Genomic DNA, 18,114 nt, shown 5'->3' with positions numbered 1-18,114 from the left:
TGAAATCTCTGCGACTTTGTGATCCCGAGCGCGATGAAATCGTGAGGGCGCGCTTATACGTCGTGCCGACGTGCTCGTTTTGCTGTAAATGGATTGCCGCGATGGCGATCTATCATTTCGGCCAAAGTCATTTCCCGAGCGGTCGGGAGCAGCGCGGTGGCCGCCGCTGCCTATCGTTCGGCCGACCGGCTCCACGATGAACGCCTCGGTCGCAGCCACGACTTCTCGAACAAGGCGGGCGTCGTCCACAGCGAGGTTGCCCCGACGGCGCGCCGGAGGAGTGGCGCGATCGCGAAAAGCTGTGGAATGATGTCGAGGCCGCGGAGATCCGCAAGGACGCGCAGCTGGCGCGCGAGATCGAGTTCGCGATCCCGCGCGAGATGACCCAGGAACAGGGAATTGAGCTTGCCCGCGACTTCGTCCGAGACGAGTTCGTCGACCGCGGCATGGTCGCCGACCTCAATGTCCACTGGGACATCGGCGCCGACGGACTCGCGCGGCCGCACACGCATGTCATGTTGACGATGCGCGAGATCAGGATCGGCGAAGATGGATCGGCCGAGTTCTGGCGCCAAGGTCCGCGACTGGAATCGCACTGAGCTGTTGACTCACTGGCGTGAAGCTTGGGCCGATCACGTGAATGAGCGCCTTGTTCGCTCGATATCGATGCGCGCATCGATCATCGAACCTTGAGGCGCAGGGGATCGAGCTCGAACCCCAGCACAAGATCGGCCCGGCCGCATCGCGCATGGTCGAGCAGGGGCTCGAAGTCGACCGCGCCGAAGAGCATCTCGATATCGCGCGGCGGAACGGCGAGAAGATACTCGCCAACCCGTCGATCGCGCTCGACACGATCACCGCATAACCAGGCGACGTTTACCAACCGCGACCTTGCGATGTTCGTGCACCGGCATAGTGCCGGAACAATCCAGTTCGATGCCGTCATGGGTGCGGTGAAAGCGTCGCCCGACCTGATCGCGCTCGGCAAGGACGGGCGCGGCGACGATCGCTTTACGTCGCGGGCGATGATCGAGACGGAGCAGCGGCTTGAGCGTGCCACAGCGACGCTCGACGCGCGCCGCAATCACGGCGTCGCCGATCGGCATCGTCAGCTTGCCTTGGCGCCAGCGGCCGCGGTTCAGAACTTTCCGCTGAACAGCGCGGCGCGCTTTGAGCATGCACATCGGCAAGGGGTGTAAGTAACGTCATCGGATATGCCGGTACCGGCAAGAGCGCGATGCTTGGGGTCGCGCGCGAGGCGTGGGAAGCCGCCGGCTATCAGGTGCAGGGCGCCGCGCTGTCGGGCATCGCCGCCGAGGGCTTGGAACGTGGTTCTGGCATCGGCTCGCGAACCTTGGAGCGCCAAGGTTGTGCTGGTCGGCGATCCCGAGCAGTTGCAGGCGATCGAGGCCGGCGCCGCGTTCCGCGCCGCGGCCGAACGCCACGGCGCTGTCGAGATCAGTTCGATCCGCCGGCAGCATGAGGAATGGCAGCGCGATGCCACGCGCGAGCTTGCCACCGGGCGGACCGGCGAAGCGATCGGTCGCTATGCCGACGCGGTACGTGTCCACGCCGCCAATACCCGCGATGCCGCGCGCACCGAACTGGTCGACGCGTGGGATCGCGATCGGCAACGTCATCCCGATGCTAGCCGGATCATCCTCACTCACACCAATGATGAAGTTCGCCAGCTCAATGAGGAGGTCCGCGAACGATTGAAGGCGAGCGGCGCGCTTGGCGCCGAAATCCTGATCAAGGTCGAGCGCGGCGATCGCAGCTTTGCGGGAAGGCGACCGCATCAGCGTTCCTTCGAAACGAGCGCGACATGGGCGTGAAGAATGGCCTGCTCGGCACGGTCCAGAATATCGATCGGATGCGCATGGCGGTAATGCTCGACGATGGGCGCTGTGTCGCGTTCGACCTGAAGGACTACGCCCATATCGATCATGGCTATGCCGCGACGATCCACAAGGCGCAGGGCATGACGGTGGACCGCGTCCAGGTACTGCGACGCCGGGGATGGACCGGCACGGAGCCTATGTTGCGATGTCGCGCCACCGCGAGTCCGTTGATCTTCATTATGGCCGTGACGACTTTCGCGACCAGTCCAAACTTGTCCGCACCCTCAGCCGCGAGCGCGGCAAGGATATGGCTAGCGACTATCGCGTGCGTGCGCCGGAACCGGCAAAAACGGTCGAGCCCAAGCGCGGCATGTTCGATGGGCTAGAACTCACCGTCTCGCGCAAATCGCTTGATGAGTCTCCACCCCAGCGGCTGCGGCAGGTCAAACTATCGGAGGTCCGCGTCAGCGCCCGTTCGCTCGAACCCGCGGTTGCGCAACCGCCGCTCGACAAGGCGGTCGAGCGATTTGCGCGGGTGACAAAGGACATCGTCGATGTCCGACGCGCTGGCGGGAAGGAGCTGCCGCACGAGCTCGACGCCTATCGCAAGGCTCGGCAGGAACTCGATGCGCTGCGTCCGGGGGGCGCGAACGATCTGCGCGAGGCATTCGGGAAAAGCTACAAGCTCACCAGCGAGGCGGCCGAAGGACGGACGGCGGGGGCGATCGCGGCGATGGACCGGCAGGAGGCGGCACGCGCCGCCGAGCGCGTCGCGGCCGAGCGCGCGGCGCGCGATCGCGCTCGGCTCGCCGTCGAAACGAAGCGGCTCGCCGCCGAGACCGAGAAGCGTGCCGACCAGTTTGTTGAGACATGGAAGAAGGAGAGCACGATAGCCCGCAAGGCACCGACTTATGCGGCGCGGGACGAGGCGCGCGCCAACCTCACGAGCATGGCGAAGAGCCTACACCGCGATCCACAGCTCGAGTCGCTCCTTCGAAATCGTCGCGCCCAGCTTGGGCTGGACGCTATGAGAGGGAAAACGCTGTCTCCAGGATCTCCAGCTAAGTCTAGGCGCTGGACGCGGGCTGGGGATCTCGATGTAGGCTGCGTCCATGACACGCAAACTCACGCCCGTCCCCCCGCCCGCTAACGATGCTGCCAAAGCCTTCGATGATTTGCGCAGCGAAATTTCCCTGCAACGGTCCGCGATCGAAGGGCTTACGTCCGCCAAGGAAAAGCTGCCCGACTATTTGCCGACGCTTCGTGACATGGGAGCGCGCCTCGATCAGATCGATCAGCACATCGCGAGCATCCACGACAAACCCGCGATGCGTCTCACGCCACTGACCCTTGCCGCCGAAAGTCACCAAGCATCGATGGCTTTTAGTGCGGAGTATCGCAAATCTGTCGGCGACGCCTCGCGACGCGCTTTCACATGCACTTGGCCGCGTCGAGGGCATGATCAAGGAGCGACGGTCGAGCGACGAGCAGGACTGGTGGGTGACTTGGGCGGCAACCGGGGGCGTCCTGCTTGGCGCATTCATGGCCCTGATCGGCGTGGCGACTTGGAGTTGACGCCGACTGGAGATGGCTGCGTTTTTACGCGGACAGAATAGTGTTCAGCCAGTCATGTCCGGAACGCGCCTGATTGTCGCCGTTGCGATGGTCCGCCATTGTGAACTGAAAGCTGCCGTTGTTAGGATACGGTGTATCGGCGCCGTTTCAGCTCTCCCCACCTACATCAGGTTTCAACAAAATAGACTTCGCCTCGGATGCCGCATAGATTTGACTGAAGACAAGGGCGAGCATGGCGCGATACGAATCGTCGATCAAATTCAAGTGTCCGATCTGCAGCGAAGTGGTGCAGGCGGACATCGTCGTGCCCGAGACCCACTGGATCGGTGACAACGCGGACGAGCGGTTTGTAGAGGACGATGCCGACGTCGACTGCGATCATTGCAGCACTGGTTTCATGCTCCACGTACAGAACGGCGACTGCCACATCGCTGCGATGGTCTACGATCATGAGGAAGTGGAGGTCGAATGCAGCAACGCGTTCATGACCATGCCCGATCCGCCGGATTATGATGACCTCGACATTCCCGAGAACCCGGCGGAAAGTCTGATTAACACATTGGTCGATGTGAGCCATGTGCTCAGGGCTGCGAACGCGTCCTTCTACACGCCGACCGTAAACCGAATGGCTTTCATCCAGCAGTTCGCGGCTTTGGAAGCCTATCTATCAGACACACTGATTGGCTTGGTCCTGAACAAGCCAGCTGTTCTGGCGACGGCGCTGACCGCGATACACGGTTTGAGGGACATGAAACTTTCACTCGCGGACATCTATGCCGACCCGGACATCGTGAAGCGCACGGTGGCAGGGAATCTTCGCGATCTCATGTACCATAATTTCGAAAAGGTCGGCTCGATTTATCACGCCACTCTCGGATTCCATCTCTTCCCTGATAGTGATTGCCGGCAGCGAATGTTCAAGGCGCTGCCCATTCGGCACGACTGTGTTCACAGGAACGGCAAGGACAAGGAGGGCAATGAGCGTTCCGAAGTCAACGATACCTTCGTCAAACAGATCGATGCTGACGTGCGCGCAATCGTGAAGCATATCGAAGCCGAGATCGTGAAGCTGCCCAACTGAGTGGTCTAGTTTCGCGCCTCATGTCGGACATTCGGATCTAGATCGCGTCGCCTGAAAGTGGTCACTGGATTGATTTGTGAAACTTTGGCGGCAGGTCGAGATAGCCTCTGAGCCCAGGGCGGTTCAAACCAAGCCTGGAATGTGTGGACTTTTTGCGCCCCGTCCGAGCGGAAAAGCGTTCGAACACCTTTATCGAACTTCTTGTCGACGCCGGCGAACGATCTTTGCGAAACCGTCAAATCATGTAGAATCGCCCGATGACCCGTGCAAAGCGAGCCGGCGCTGATCGAGCGCTTCTTCCAGGATATCCCAGACGACAAGCTCAGCGAGGGCGAGCAGACGGCCTATCTGATGGAGCTTGGCTGGCACCAGGGCTCGTCGTGGGACGATCTCCTGCGATCGAAGCGAGTGCTGATCATCTCCGAAGCGGGCGCGGGCAAGACGCATGAATGCCGCGCGCGGCAAGAGGCGATGCGCGATGCGGGCGAGCCCGCATTCTTCATCGAACTCGCGGGTCTCGCGCGCGAAGGGCTTGCCGAACTCTTCTCGGCCGAGGAGCAGGCGCGCTTCGACGCATGGCATGGTTCGCAGGGCGAGATTGCGACCTTCTTTCTCGACAGTATCGACGAGCTCAAGCTCAGTCTCGGATCGTTCGAGCAGGCACTGAAACGCCTCGCACGGGAGCTTGCCGGGCAATTGGGCCGGGCGCATATCGTCATCACCAGCCGCCCCATTCCGCTCGACATGCAGCTCGTCCGCAAACATCTGCCCGTTCCGGCGATCGACATGGGTGAAGGCGGTGAGCGCGAATTTGCGGAAATCGCGACTGGTCGCCCTCGGCCGGGCCGCGGCGAGGATGACCCGCCGCCGGCGCGCGAGTGGCGCAATGTCGCGCTACTGCCGCTCTCGCTCGGCAATATCGAAGCGCTCGCGCGCTCGCAGGCTATCGACGATCCCGGGGCGCTGCTTGCCGATATCCGGGAGCGGGGCGCCGAGGAGTTCGCGCGCCGGCCGCAGGATCTTGTCGAGCTTTGCGCCGATTGGCGCGAACATCGACGGATCCGCACGCACCGCGACCAGGTCGCATCCAATATCGCGGCGAAACTGAAACCGCGCAGCGACCGGCGCGAACCGACGCCGCTCGCGGCCGACCGGGCGATGGAGGGCGCGCGCAAGCTCGCGCTCGCGGCGACCCTCGCAAGGAAGCTCACGCTGCGCCACAGCGCCGCGGCCGACCGCGACGGTCCCGCCGACCAGGCGCCGCTCGATCCGGCGCGCATTCTCACCGGATGGGCAGCCGAGGATATCGCGACCCTGCTCGAGCGGCCGCTTTTCGGCTTCGCCTCCTACGGGCGCGTCCGCTTCCACCATCGCTCGGTCATCGAATATCTCGCGGCCGAGCAGCTTGCGCTGCTTCTCGCCGAAGGCCTGCCGCTGAAATCGGTCAAGCGGCTGCTCTTCGCTCGTACCGCCAATGGACAGCATGTCGTCCGGCCTTCGCTGCGCCCCGTCGCGGCATGGATGGCGATCGGAAACGACATGATCTTCGGGGAGCTCCGCACGCGCGAGCCCGAGCTTCTCCTCATGGCGGGCGATCCGCAATCGCTCTCGCTCACGCAGCGCGGGCGGGCGCTCACCGCTCTCGTTGATCGCTATGGAAAGGGCGGATGGCGGCTGCTTCGCGCGCCCTCGATCCAGATCCACCGCTTCGCCGCGCCCGATCTCGATCCGCTCGTGCAGGATATCTGGGCGGCGGGCGTCGAAAATGGCGAGGTGCGCGAAATCCTCATCGCGATGATGGGGCGCGGCCGCATGACCGGCTGCGCCGACATATTATATGGCCTGGTCATCGATGGCGCGGCCGACGATGAGCGCATCGCGGCGCTCGACGCTTTCATCCTGCTCGGCGATCTGCGGCTCGCCGATGTCGTCGCGGCGGTCGCCGGCGACGAGGGGCGCTGGTCGGTCCGCCTGAGACGAGCGGCGCTGCTCCGGCTCTTCCCGCGCCATATGCCGGTGGATGCGCTCTGCGCCGCGCTCGCGCGCGTGACCGAGGCCAAAAGAACGGTCGGCGATATTTCCTTCAACCTGCCGCGGCTCATCGCCTCGTCCGAGGTCGGCCGTGATATGCTGGACGGCCTCCGCGCCGGGCTCACGGCGCTCGTTGTCGAAGGTCTCACATGGGACGAGCGGAGCTATCCGCATCTGCCGACGCCGCGGCCGTTCCTGACGCCCGCGCTGATCGCGACCTGCCTCCGGCAACTGCGCGAGACCGCCGTCACGCGCGAGATCATCTGGTCTTGCATCGTCGCGATCGGAACAGCGCCGCGCCGGCTTCACCATGATGACGGCATGAAGGCACTTCGCGCGGCGCTGCCGGCGCTTCTGCCGGAGACGCGGCAGCTGGTCTTCGAACTCGAAGATCGCTTCTTCCAGAGCTACGAGCCCGCTTCTACGCCGTTCGCGCGCTATGTGCGGCTCGCCTCGCTCACATCATGGACTCGCGACGAAAAGGATCTGGCCTGGGCGATCGCCGGACTCGCCGACCGGTCGCGCTCCGCCGAGGATCGCGCATTCTTCCTCGAGGCGGCGGCGCGCATGGGGGAGGAGGGAAAGCCCTGGGCCGAGCATCTCGCGACGCTGGGGCCTTATGTCGCCGACCTGCCGGCGCTCGGCGCACGTCTCGGCGATCTGGCCAAGCCCTCCGCAATGAGCCGCGAGGCGAAACGCATGATGCGCGAACGCGAGCGCCGCGAACGCAGCGACGCGCGGCGCGAGGCGAAGGAGCTCGCGAGCTGGATGCTGTTCTGGCGCGAGGTCGCGCGGAGCCCCGATGCGGCCTTCAGCGAGGAGCGCGTCGTCGGCACGCTTCGCGGCCTCTGGCATGCGATGGAGCAGGGCGGCGATATTTGCCATTCGTCGGGCTGGAACCGCGCCTTCATCGAGCGGCAGTTCGGAAAGGATGTCGCCGATCGCATGCGCGCCGCGCTCATGCGCTTCTGGCGGCAGGACTGGCCGAGCCTGCGCAGCGAGCGGCCCGCCGACGAACGCGGTGCCTATGAGACGATCTGGCGGCTCGGGCTCGCGGGCATTGCGGCGGAAGCCGAGGATCCGGCATGGACGGACGGCTTGTCGCCCGACGAGGTTCGTCCCGCGCTGCGCTACGCGCCGCTCGAACTTCCGGGATTCCCGGTATGGCTGGGCCGTCTCGTCGAGCTCCATCCTGCAATCGTCGATGAGATGCTGGGCGGCGAGCTTACGGCCGAACTTTCAGAGCCGATCGCGTTCCAGTCGTTCCAGCTCCAGAATATCCGCTATGCCGTGCCCGCCATCGCGGCCTTTTTCGTTCCCCGGCTTCGCGCGTGGCTCGACACGGGGCAGTGGCGCGCGAGCGGCGGCGACGAGGGCGGGCAGGCCAAGCGCCTCCGTGATGTGCTGCAGATCCTCACCCGGCATTGCGGGCCGGAGATTGTGGGCGACATCGTTACGATGGCGAAGACGGCGGTTGCCAGGGGCGACAATGCGATGACCCGCATATGGATGCCCTTCCTTCTGAACCATGACCCGCCCGCCGGCGTGCGGGCGATCGAGGATATTATCGGGAATTACGAGCCGTCGCAGCAAGGCCCTGCAGTTGAATGGATTTCCTTGCTTTTGGCGACCGGCATAGCGAGGCCCTTGTGGATCTGGCGCGGCCGGGTTTCACTGCCGATCTGCTCGCGAGGCTGTCGCGTCTCGCCTATGTCCACGTCGATCCCGCTACCGACCTCGTCCACGAAGGCTCCTATTCGCCCAAGGCCCGCGATCATGCCGAGCGTGGCCGCGGCCATGTGCTGGCGATGCTGCTGCGCATGCCGGGGCCCGAGGCATGGCCCTACAAGCTGGCCGTCGCCGCCGATCCGTTGTTCGAGGATTTTCGCGACCGGGCACTGGTCATGGCGCACGAAAAGGCGGCCGAGGAAGCCGATGCGGCAAGCTTCGACGAGGCGGCGGTCGTCGCGCTTCTCGCGCGCCGGGACCTGCCGCCGATGACCAATGCCGATATGGCGGCGCTTCTTGTCGATCGGCTCGATGATCTTGAGGATCAACTGCGCCACGATGCGTCGCCGCGCGCTGTATGGCAGCTTGTCAGCGACGAGAAGCTGATGCGCCGGCAAATCGCGCGCGAACTGGAGCATGCAGCACGCAGCGCCTATAAGGTCGATCAGGAGAGGGTGACCGCCGAGGAGAAGGAAACCGATATCCGGCTGTCCTCGCTCGGCGGACCAATTGAGGGCGTGATCGAGCTCAAAATCGGCGAGAATCGGCGGTCGGCGGCGAAGCTTCGCGCGGCGCTCCGCGAACAGATTGTCGAGAAATATCTCGGCCCGGAGACCCGCCGCACCGGATGCCTGCTCGTGACGGTCGGATCCGACTGCAGCTGGAAGCATCCCGAGACGGCTGAAATGCTGGACTTTGTAGGGCTGATGGCGTTCCTTGAGGGGGAGGCTGCCAGGATCGAGGAGGAGCTTGGCGGCGCGGTCCGGCTTTTTGCGCGCGGGCTCGATCTTCGGCCGCCGCTTCCGACCGAGCGCGAGCGGCAGCGAGGCGGCGATTGAACAAGTCGGATTGGATCAGTCTGGGGCGTGACTGGGCGGTAGAATGGGCTATCGATGCCGCGCTGCGCCTGCGGGATCCGCCGCGCGGACCCGGAGATCGACGGGGTAGTTTTGGGGCATAATCTGGCAGGGGGGATGGGCGTTGCTCGAGTGCTTTCAATTACTGAGCAATATCGGACAATTTGATCATGCGGTCGCGGCGGCGCAGCTTCCCCGCTGACGAAGCTCAGCCTCGTCTATGGCGAGAATGGACGCGGCAAGACGACACTTGCCGCGATCCTGAAGTCTGCAGGGACCGGCGATCCCGCAGGCGTTACCGAGCGTCGGCGCCTTGGCGCCGCCGGTCAGCCGCATATCGTCCTGAGCGTTGCCGGGGTGAACCGGACGTTCCAGAATGGCGCCTGGAACAGCGCCTCGCCCGAGATCATGGTGTTCGACGATGCCTTTGTCGCCGCCAATGTCTGTTCGGGCATCGAGCTTGAGGCCGGGCACCGCGAAAATCTGCACGAGCTTATCCTCGGTGCGCCGGGAGTCGCCCTCAACGCGGCGCTCCTCGGGCATGTGGCGCGGATCGAGGAGCATAATCGCGCCATCCGCCAGCATGAGGCGGCGATTCCCGCGGCGACGCGCGGCACGCTCACGGTCGACCAGTTCTGCGCCTTGCCGAATGAGAATGATGTTGATGCCGCGATCGGCGGCGCGGAACGCGCTCTCGCGGCGGCACGCGATGCCCAAGCCATTGGCGCTCGCGCAGTATTCGTCTCGGCCGCATTGCCGGCGATCGACGCCGCTTCGATCAACGCGATATTGGGACGGACGCTGGGCGATGTCGAAGCCGAGGCGATGGCGCGGGTGCGCGAGCATCTGCAGCGTCTCGGCAAGGAGGGCGAGGAATGGGTCGCGAGGGGCATGGGCTTCCTGCCCGCGCTGGCGGCCGACGGCGCCGCCGAGCCTTGCCCCTTCTGCGAGCAGGATCTCGCTGCCTCGCCGCTGCTGCGCCACTATCAGGCCTATTTCAGCGAGGCCTATGACGCGCTCAAGGCAGCCGTCACCGATGCCGGCAAGAGTTTCGCCGATGCCCATCGCGGCGAGGTGCAGGCGGGCTTCGAGCGCGCGGTGCGAGAGGTGAGCGAGGCACGAACCTTCTGGAGTGCCTATGTCGAATTGCCGGCGTTCGAGCTCGATACAGCTGCGATTCTGCGGAACTGGAATGCGGCGCGCGATCTTGTCCTGACCGCGCTTCGCGCGAAGTTCGCGGCTCCGCTCGAGGCGGCGGAGCTCGGTGCCGACGCGCTGGAGGGGATCGCGGCCTATGACCGGGAGCGCGACGCGGTGAGTGCGGCGACGGCGGAGCTTGTGGCGCGGAACGACGCGATCGCGCTAGTGAAGGAGCAGGCCGCGGGCGCGAATGTCGGTAACGCCGAGACCGATCTTGCGCGGCTGCGGCTCATCAAGCTTCGTCATAGCGAACCCACCGCGACGCTTTGCCAGGCCTGCATCGACGAGAAGGCCGCGAAGCTCGTCACCGAAGGTCTGCGCGATGCCGCGCGCGACGCCCTCACAAATTACCGCGAGAATGTCTTCCCCGCCTATCAGCAGGCGACCAACGATTATCTGCAGCGCTTCGGCGCGGGCTTTCGCATCGATGCCGTGAACTCGGTGAACACCCGTGGTGGATCATCCTGCACCTATAGTGTCGTCATCAACCAGGTGGCGGTGCCAGTGACCGCAAACGAGGGAACGAGCTTTCGCAACACGCTGAGCGCCGGGGATCGCAACACATTGGCACTCGCATTCTTCTTCGCTTCGCTCGAGCAGAATGCGCAGCTCGCGAATGCGATCGTCGTGATCGACGATCCGATGACAAGCCTCGACGAGCATCGCTCGGTCGCGACCGTCCAGCAGATCAGGGCTCTGCTCGGCCGTGTCCGGCAGGTGATCATTCTCTCGCACTTCAAGCCTTATCTTTGCGAGGTGTGGAATGGCGCGGGCGTAAATGACCGGAGCGCTTTCCTTGTTCGGCGCGACGGGCAGGGCTCGTCGATCGCCGAATGGGATGTGCGGCAGGATTGCATCACCGAGCATGACAAGAATCATGCCCTCGTCGCCGAGTTTGTCCACACGGGCAATCCGGCGATCGAGCGCGCGGTTGCGACCGCGCTTCGTCCGATGCTCGAAGCTTATCTTCGCGTCGCTTATCCCGTGGATTTTCCACCCGGCAAGCTGATCGGGCCCTTCATCAATGTATGCGTGCAGCGGCTCGGCGCCGGGGACCCGATCCTCGACCAAGCGAACATCGATGAACTTCGCGCGCTCAAGGACTATGGCAACAACTTCCACCACGACACCAACCCGGCATGGCAGACGCAGGCAATAAACAACCAGGAACTCACGGGATTCAGTCAGAGGGTCATCAGCTTCACACGACGGTAAGAGCGGCGGTTTAACGACGGCCTAACAGTTGGAACGGCTAGGTGATTAGAATCGAGCGGCTTCAACTTGGCGTCTTTGCAACAGTGAAGGCCTAGCGCTCCCATCGCCGACCTCGTCGAGATCGTCGCCAAACTCCAGCTTTCGGGCAGCACGGGAAATCTCGGCGGCGCGCGTTTCAGCGGCAATCCTGCGATCGAGTGTTTCGATCTCGCGGGCGGCGAACGTATGTACCCGCGCATTGGGGTCCGTGAGCCAATCCCGGAGCAGTGTGCGCGTTCGATCCAGCCTTTCGACGATGCCCATTTCGCCCATCACGACGCCATTGATGTCGCCGAGAATGCGCGCGGCTCGGTCGAGCAGCGGATCCTCTGCTTCCAGCCTGGCCACCAGGGCGCGGATAGTGGGCGCAACGATAGCCACGTCGTCATAGGCTGCGAGGACCGAGAGCAGAAAGGCATGATCCGCTCCGGAGCCCGCCGCCAGCGCTGCCAGCAGCGGCTCAAGGCCTTCCCCGATAGCCGGGAAGGTTGAGGTGATGAGGCTGCCGCCAAAATATCGGAAGTTGCGCGCGTCGCGGTCGTACCATTCCCGAGCCTTCTGCAACAGGAGCGCTGGATGAGCGGCGAAAGCCTCCCTGAGACTGTCGTCCAACGCATAGGGTATCGGATCGAACTCGTCGGGCCTCTCATCGCCATGCGCGATCCGGAACCGCTCGCCGAAGAAGTCGAGTGCCGCCTCCGGCCAAGTTTTGCCGATCGCGCCGACTATCTGGTCAGCGCTATCGTCAAGGTCTGGATAATATTGGAGCGCGGCAAGCACCTGCGCGGCCTGGTCAGCGTCGAGCGCATGCATCAATTCGGGGTAGTGCCAGGCGCCCCAACCGGTCCCGACCCATGAGCTATCGTCCTTTCCGCTCATATGGTGGAGCGCTGGCATGAAAATGCCCGCGATGAGATTGCCGGGCCCCTCCGGAAAGCGCTGTCCCGCTGCATGCATCGCAATGCGGATAGCGTGGCGCTCGTCGCTCTCGATAGCTCGCTGAAGTGCGCCTGCTAGGAGGGCCTCGTCAAATGGGGAGGCGTTCCGCTCGAACCATGCGATCTCGGCGAGCCAACGGCCTACGTCAATCGAGCTTTTTAGCCAGCGTTCGGCGCCAGCAGGGTCGACTTTCTGGAGTCCGCGAAGCAGGGCTGATGCGAAGCTGGCAAGCGGTTCCGCAAGTTTCTCTAGCCAGGCGAGGGCGATAGCGGGTCTTTGCTCGCCCAGCCGGGCTAGGAAGTCTCCGAACATCGGGAATGTCATGAGATCGTTCGATCGGATGGCAGCGAAGCCCATCGCGCGCTCGTACCAAACGCGCTCATTTTCCGGGGTTACGCCCGCCACGAGATCGGACACGCCCTGAGTTCGATATTCCTTCTCTTCCTGATAGTCGAAGGAGGGATTGTCCCACGAGGGCGGAAAGACGCCGCCAAATCCCACGAGCAGCCGGAAGATCCCATATTCACCGTTCGATTCGACAGAGGTTCTGAATGCCGTGATCGCCTTGCCCAGCCGGGCCTGAAGATCGAGCACCTCCGGCTGCGCCAAGAGATCAGGCGAGATCGCATTGTTGATCTGGTAGAGGCGAAGCACGGATTTTTCTTCGCTCTGCAGAAGATCCCAGCTGATGTCGGGCACGAGCGCGGACAGGAACTCCACATATTCCGCCGCGCTCTCCAGCAGCATAGCGGCCTGGCCTTGCATAAGGCCCGCTCCAACCGGCGGCCGGGCGCCCGTTCGGAGTGCGGCAAGAAGCCGGCTGCGCTCTTCGTCGCTTTCCGCGATAGGATAGAGGGATTTGAGGATGGATGTAGCGCGGCGCCGCATCAAGCGCGTATCCTCGTCGCCGGGCATAGGGGCTCGCTGCAGCACCAGGCGCTGCCCCTCGATTCCGACCCTTCGAGCTCGCTTCCCAGCATCGGCTCGATGGCCTCGACAAGCAGGGGGCAGCAAGGCGGCGCCTTTCCCCGCGGCCAGCGCAGCCTCGGCCTTCTCGAGCACGATAGCCTGGTGGTGGGGTCCCGCACGACGCCATATGGCGAGGTTGAGTCCGGAAATCCTTTTCGCAGCCTTGGCCAGGACCTCGCGCTCTTCTTGCGAGGCTGCGCCTTCATATAGCTGGATAAGCGCATCCAGCGCCGCGGCGGGATCGATGTTGCGATAGTCGCCGATCAATTTCGCAACTTGCCGCGTGATCGAGAGCGCGGTCCGGGCCGCGATCTCGCCATAGGGCGTTTCGATCGGTACCCCGGGTCCTTGCGCGCGGCTTCGACGGCCTCGCTTAGCGTGGCCAAGATATCCGGAAACTCGGCTGCGAGATTGTCGTAGAGAGGCAGGACATTTTCGGCGAATGTCTCGATGGCTTCTGCACGCTCGTTGTTGTTCGCCGCCTTTGCGACCGCTGCGAGTGCCTCTCCTCGGAAAAGATCCTCGCCGCGCATGAGGCGATCGAAATCGGCGGCGACTTTCGCGAACTCATATCCGGCCGGAACGAGATATTTCCTAGCAATCCGGGCCATCCGGTCCTTGATCAGATCGAGCGCGCGAGATCCGAAACCGTCGAGGTTCGGCTCCTTGTAGATCGTGTCGTGGGCCATCTCGGCCCATGCGTGGTTCAGTATCGTCTGGATCTGGATTTCGCATCGCATGTCCGAGAACCGCGAATATTCGGCGAGACCCGTGCGCTCGGGACGGAGCCGCACGAGGTAATGGTTAGAAATATAAAGTTGAGATGCCTCCTCGGTATCCTGCCGGGGGTGATGGAGCTTCGTTTCGAGGACTTCGAAATTCTCCTCGATCAGCCCGGACGCGATCAGGCGTGACACATCGCTGTTCGTGTAGAAGATAACCCTGCAACCGGCGAGGTCCTTTATCTCCTGTTCGACCGCGTCGCTCGATAGAAGATCGAGGCCGCGCTCCTGTCCCCGGTCCGTCAACTTCTTCGCGAGCGAGCGTGTCGTCTTGGCGCGCGACTTTACCTGCTGGAGTCTGAAGGAGCCCGCACTAAGAATCACGGCCTCAGGGATCGAGGCGACGACGGAACCAAATCTTTCATACTCGGGGCGGCGTTCGCGCTCATAGTCCTCTAGCGTCATGCTCTCTCCTCGGAGCCGGGGATTTCCGCGTGGCGCAATTTGTGATGTCGGGCCAGTGAATATTGGCATCGAAATGGTTGCTTCGCGCACCAACCTCTGGCCTGCGATGCGTCCTTCGGCCAAGTGTACGGAAGGAACTAGGCATACAATGTCGAGGACGTGTTGTGGACCCTGCGGCTACGCATAAATGCACTTCGTGATTGCGCAGGTATGTCAGCACTATTGGGAAACCAAATTTAGCACATTGAATGGTCGATCAAGTCCATACCTTTTCGGCGCGCCGCGAACGACCGCCTCTTTTTGAATCCCCTGTCAAAAGCGACCTGACTGCAAACGGCCAGCGCGTTTTACGTGGTGTTGGGCTTTCTACCGGTGGTGTATCGCTTAACCGTTACGGGCACAAAGCGGAGGATTATTGTTTCCACCTTACAAATTTTGCGCAAGTGATCATGCATCAGCTTAAGCTCATATTGGGCTATCAGCGGGATGTCTGTCTTGGTCGGCGCTGCAAGTTTGGCGTCGTAGAGGAGCCAGAGACACAGCCGGTAATTCTGACCGTGATTATCGGCGATGTCCTCTTTGATATAGGCGAGGTAATCGGCTTTGCGGGGCGATGGGCTGGCATCGATATGCCCTCGGATTTCGGCTAGGAAAATATCGTCGTTGAGAAAAGCCTCGCAGTAAAATTTGGCTTGCGAAAAGAGGTGGTTGATCGACGACGCATCCTTGTGTTGTTTGACATTTATTATCCGGATGCGCCCATCATCCCCAAATCTAGAATGTCGCAGAACTCCTTGTCCTTACGACCTGTCCCGATTTTTAGCTTGGCGCGGTCGAAAAGTATAGACGACGGGCGGAGCGCGACGACTTTCTCGTTGAAGATCGCCTCGCTATTTCTTTTTGTGGTGTCGTCGCTGATGTCGATGTTGCAATATGCAGCTTCGGCAGGCTCCTCGCGAACCTGGTGCTTGATGAAGTCGACGATCGACTGATGAAATTCGGGATCGACCTTCGTCCATCTGCCACTGCTGAGCAGGAAATATTCACCGCTGTGTTCATGTTCAAACACTAGGCAATCGTAGATCGACCAGTACCGGTGGCGGAGCACGCGATCTTCAGCCGCCGAATAGGCGAAGATCCGACGTGACTGCAATCGTTCGACCTTCAGATCGTCAAGGTTTTTGAACTGCTCTTCAAGCTGCGTCGGGGAGAGAAACGCATAAATCTTGTTCTCCTTCCTCGCGTGGTTCGTAAATGAAAAGCTGAACTCGTCTTCTTGGAGAAACTCCGGGATAGTGAGATCAATCTTGGCAAAATCGCGTGCTCTCAGCGCTGCGATCAGCGCCGCATCGAGGGCGATAATTTCATCGTCGCTGGCGGGCTGGAAATTGCGATAATTGGGGAAGAGCTCGATGTAATCTCGCGCCTCATAACGTTCGAGAAAATCACCGCAGCGGTTTATCATTCGCTCCCATGTAAGTTTCTCGCTGCCAATCACTTTAACGGTGAGATGATCGCGGCCTTGCAATGTGACATTGCGGTCGCCCTTCAAATGCGCGGAGATGTAACGAAGATCTTCGGCGTCGCTCAGCCCGAATACAAAAGTGTCTGAAGGGCGGCTGACTTGGCGATCAATATGCGTCGGGGTGATGGCGTTGCTTTGGCTTCGCGTCTGGCGGATTTCTTCGTTACCGCACATATTCATTGCGGTTTTGATTCCGAAATCCGGAACCATCTCCCTCTTCTTGAGGCATGAGGCGGCTGCACGGCCAAACGCGGCTGCAAGGACGCGTTCCTCGATTCTGATCAGGAGCACGCCGTTCGGGCTTCGGCTTGTGTCGGCGAACTGGATCGGCGCTTCGAGTGGCAATCGTTCGTTGATAAATGCGAGCCACGGCGGCGTCGTCCGCCTCGACGCTGTCTTGAAGTAGATGAAGCGGCAGGGAACACCATCATACTCGAAATCTTCGATCTGCAGCTCTTCCTTTTTGGTTTCGCTGCCGTCGAGGTCGACGACGGTATCGAAATCGGCGCCTTCAATTGCGAGGTGAAACGTGATCTGCGCAATTTCGCGCGTTGGCGTTTCGAGCGCTAAATCGCCGTTCTCATTAGCCATACTCATTCCCCCAACGCCAATGTGCTTCAAATTGAGCGAGCAGGGAAGAACAAATAGATCCGGTCAGACACATGACGCGATGGGCGAATGAACCTTAATAACTTATGGTCCAGCCTTATCGTCAGTAATGGCCCAATGTCTCCTTTGGCAAAACTTCCGCTAAAAGCTGACTGACCGCACCCGGCCTACTCCGGCTTCGGACGGCTCAAATTTTCGATAAATTGGCGCTGCCAAATCTGGCATAGCTATGCGAGTTGCATTCCGGGTGAGCCTCCGACATCCGCATTAAGGCACTGACCCAATTTGAGCTGGAGCGTTATGAGCGAGACAGTCGTCGCAGTTGATATCGGCGGTACCCATGCGCGCTTTGCAATCGCCGAAGTCGCGGGCGGCCGTGTCGTGTCGCTGGACGAAGCGACGACGCTGCACACCGCGCATCACGCGAGCTTCCAGTCCGCATGGGAAGCGTTCGCGCGCCGCGAAGGCGGGGTGCCGCGCAGCGTCGCGATCGCGGTGGCGGGACCGGTGCGCGGCGACGTCATTCGCTTTACCAACAACCCCTGGCTCATCCGCCCGGCCTTGATCGGCGAAAAGCTGCACGTCGACCGGCATGTGCTGGTCAATGATTTTGAGGCGGTGGGCCATACCGTCGCGCAGGCCGACGAGGGCTATTTCGAGCGGCTGAGCGGTCCTGACGAACCGCTGCCGGCGACCGGCACGATCAGCATCATCGGCCCGGGCACCGGGCTGGGGTCGCGCATATCTGGCGCGACGGCAGCGATTACCGGGTCCAGGCGACCGAAGGCGGCCATATCGACTTTGCGCCGCTGGACAGCATCGAGGATGCGATCCTGACGCGGCTGCGCGAACGCCACCGGCGCGTGTCGATCGAACGCATCGTGTCGGGTCCGGGGATCGTCGACATCTATGAAACGCTGGCGGCGCTCGAAGGGCGCCCGGTCGCGTCGCTCGACGACCGGACGATCTGGACGATGGCGATGAGCGGTGAGGACAGCCTCGCCGCCGCCGCGGCCGACCGCTTCTGCCTGTCGCTCGGCAGCGTCGCCGGCGATCTGGCGCTGGCGCAAGGCGCGGGCGGCGTGGTCATCGCGGGCGGGCTGGGGCTACGCATCCGCGACAGCCTCGTCCGCTCGGGCTTTCCCGAACGCTTCGTCGCCAAAGGCCGGTTCGAGAATCTGATGGCGGCGCTGCCCGTGAAGCTGATCACGCATCCACAACCCGGCCTGTTTGGCGCCGCAGCGGCGTTCGCGCGGCAATTTGGCTGAGGCGTCGAGGGGGTAAAACTCTGCTCCCGGTGATGTGCGGTTCCTGGCCG

9 protein-coding genes and 2 pseudogenes are annotated in these 18,114 nt (G+C 62.5%); 7 read left to right on the top strand and 4 right to left on the bottom strand.

From position 1 onward, the window contains the following. Nucleotides 1-101 precede the first annotated feature (101 nt). The 6 genes and pseudogenes from mobQ (at nucleotide 102) to IPF76_RS01175 (ending at nucleotide 11,528) form a co-directional block, all read left to right on the top strand. Nucleotides 102-2,944 (top strand): annotated as a pseudogene (mobQ, locus tag IPF76_RS01200) (MobQ family relaxase). Between the two features lie 9 nt (nucleotides 2,945-2,953). Next, nucleotides 2,954-3,457: a hypothetical protein gene (locus IPF76_RS01195; protein WP_293838547.1), complete on the top strand. Its 504-nt coding sequence runs from the start codon at nucleotides 2,954-2,956 to the stop codon at nucleotides 3,455-3,457. Nucleotides 3,458-3,648: 191 nt separating this feature from the next. Continuing rightward, entirely contained in the window at nucleotides 3,649-4,497 is an 849-nt protein-coding gene (locus IPF76_RS01190; RefSeq protein ID WP_293838544.1) for a hypothetical protein, read from the top strand. Between the two features lie 264 nt (nucleotides 4,498-4,761). Further along, nucleotides 4,762-8,529 carry a hypothetical protein gene (locus tag IPF76_RS01185; RefSeq protein ID WP_293838541.1) on the top strand — a complete coding sequence of 1,256 codons (3,768 nt, stop codon included), beginning with the start codon at nucleotides 4,762-4,764 and terminating at the stop codon, nucleotides 8,527-8,529. Then, entirely contained in the window at nucleotides 8,433-9,095 is a 663-nt protein-coding gene (locus tag IPF76_RS01180; RefSeq protein WP_293838538.1) for a hypothetical protein, read from the top strand. The genes IPF76_RS01185 and IPF76_RS01180 overlap by 97 nt, the downstream gene beginning before the upstream one ends. A gap of 375 nt (nucleotides 9,096-9,470) precedes the next feature. Beyond that, nucleotides 9,471-11,528: an AAA family ATPase gene (locus IPF76_RS01175; protein WP_293838536.1), complete on the top strand. Its 2,058-nt coding sequence runs from the start codon at nucleotides 9,471-9,473 to the stop codon at nucleotides 11,526-11,528. 45 nt (nucleotides 11,529-11,573) lie between these two features. Here the strand turns inward: IPF76_RS01175 and IPF76_RS01170 are convergent, their stop codons facing one another. The 4 genes from IPF76_RS01170 to IPF76_RS01155 form a co-directional block, all read right to left on the bottom strand. Next, nucleotides 11,574-13,742: a hypothetical protein gene (locus IPF76_RS01170; RefSeq protein WP_293838533.1), complete on the bottom strand. Its 2,169-nt coding sequence runs from the start codon at nucleotides 13,740-13,742 to the stop codon at nucleotides 11,574-11,576. After that, complete coding sequence (locus IPF76_RS01165) at nucleotides 13,739-14,752, bottom strand: RelA/SpoT domain-containing protein (protein ID WP_293838530.1); 1,014 nt, start codon at nucleotides 14,750-14,752, stop codon at nucleotides 13,739-13,741. The genes IPF76_RS01170 and IPF76_RS01165 overlap by 4 nt, the downstream gene beginning before the upstream one ends. Before the next feature lie 257 nt (nucleotides 14,753-15,009). After that, entirely contained in the window at nucleotides 15,010-15,375 is a 366-nt protein-coding gene (locus tag IPF76_RS20685; RefSeq protein WP_366499273.1) for a DUF6119 family protein, read from the bottom strand. 32 nt (nucleotides 15,376-15,407) lie between these two features. Continuing rightward, nucleotides 15,408-16,778 (bottom strand): DUF6119 family protein, encoded by a 1,371-nt coding sequence (locus IPF76_RS01155; protein WP_293838524.1) that lies wholly within the window; start codon nucleotides 16,776-16,778, stop codon nucleotides 15,408-15,410. A gap of 318 nt (nucleotides 16,779-17,096) precedes the next feature. Here IPF76_RS01155 and IPF76_RS01150 point away from each other — a divergent pair. Beyond that, nucleotides 17,097-18,064 (top strand): annotated as a pseudogene (locus IPF76_RS01150) (glucokinase). Nucleotides 18,065-18,114 lie beyond the last annotated feature (50 nt).

The organism is Sphingopyxis sp., assembly GCF_016704835.1.
Lineage (GTDB): Bacteria > Pseudomonadota > Alphaproteobacteria > Sphingomonadales > Sphingomonadaceae > Sphingopyxis.
This window is presented reverse-complemented; position numbering and strand designations above follow the sequence as displayed.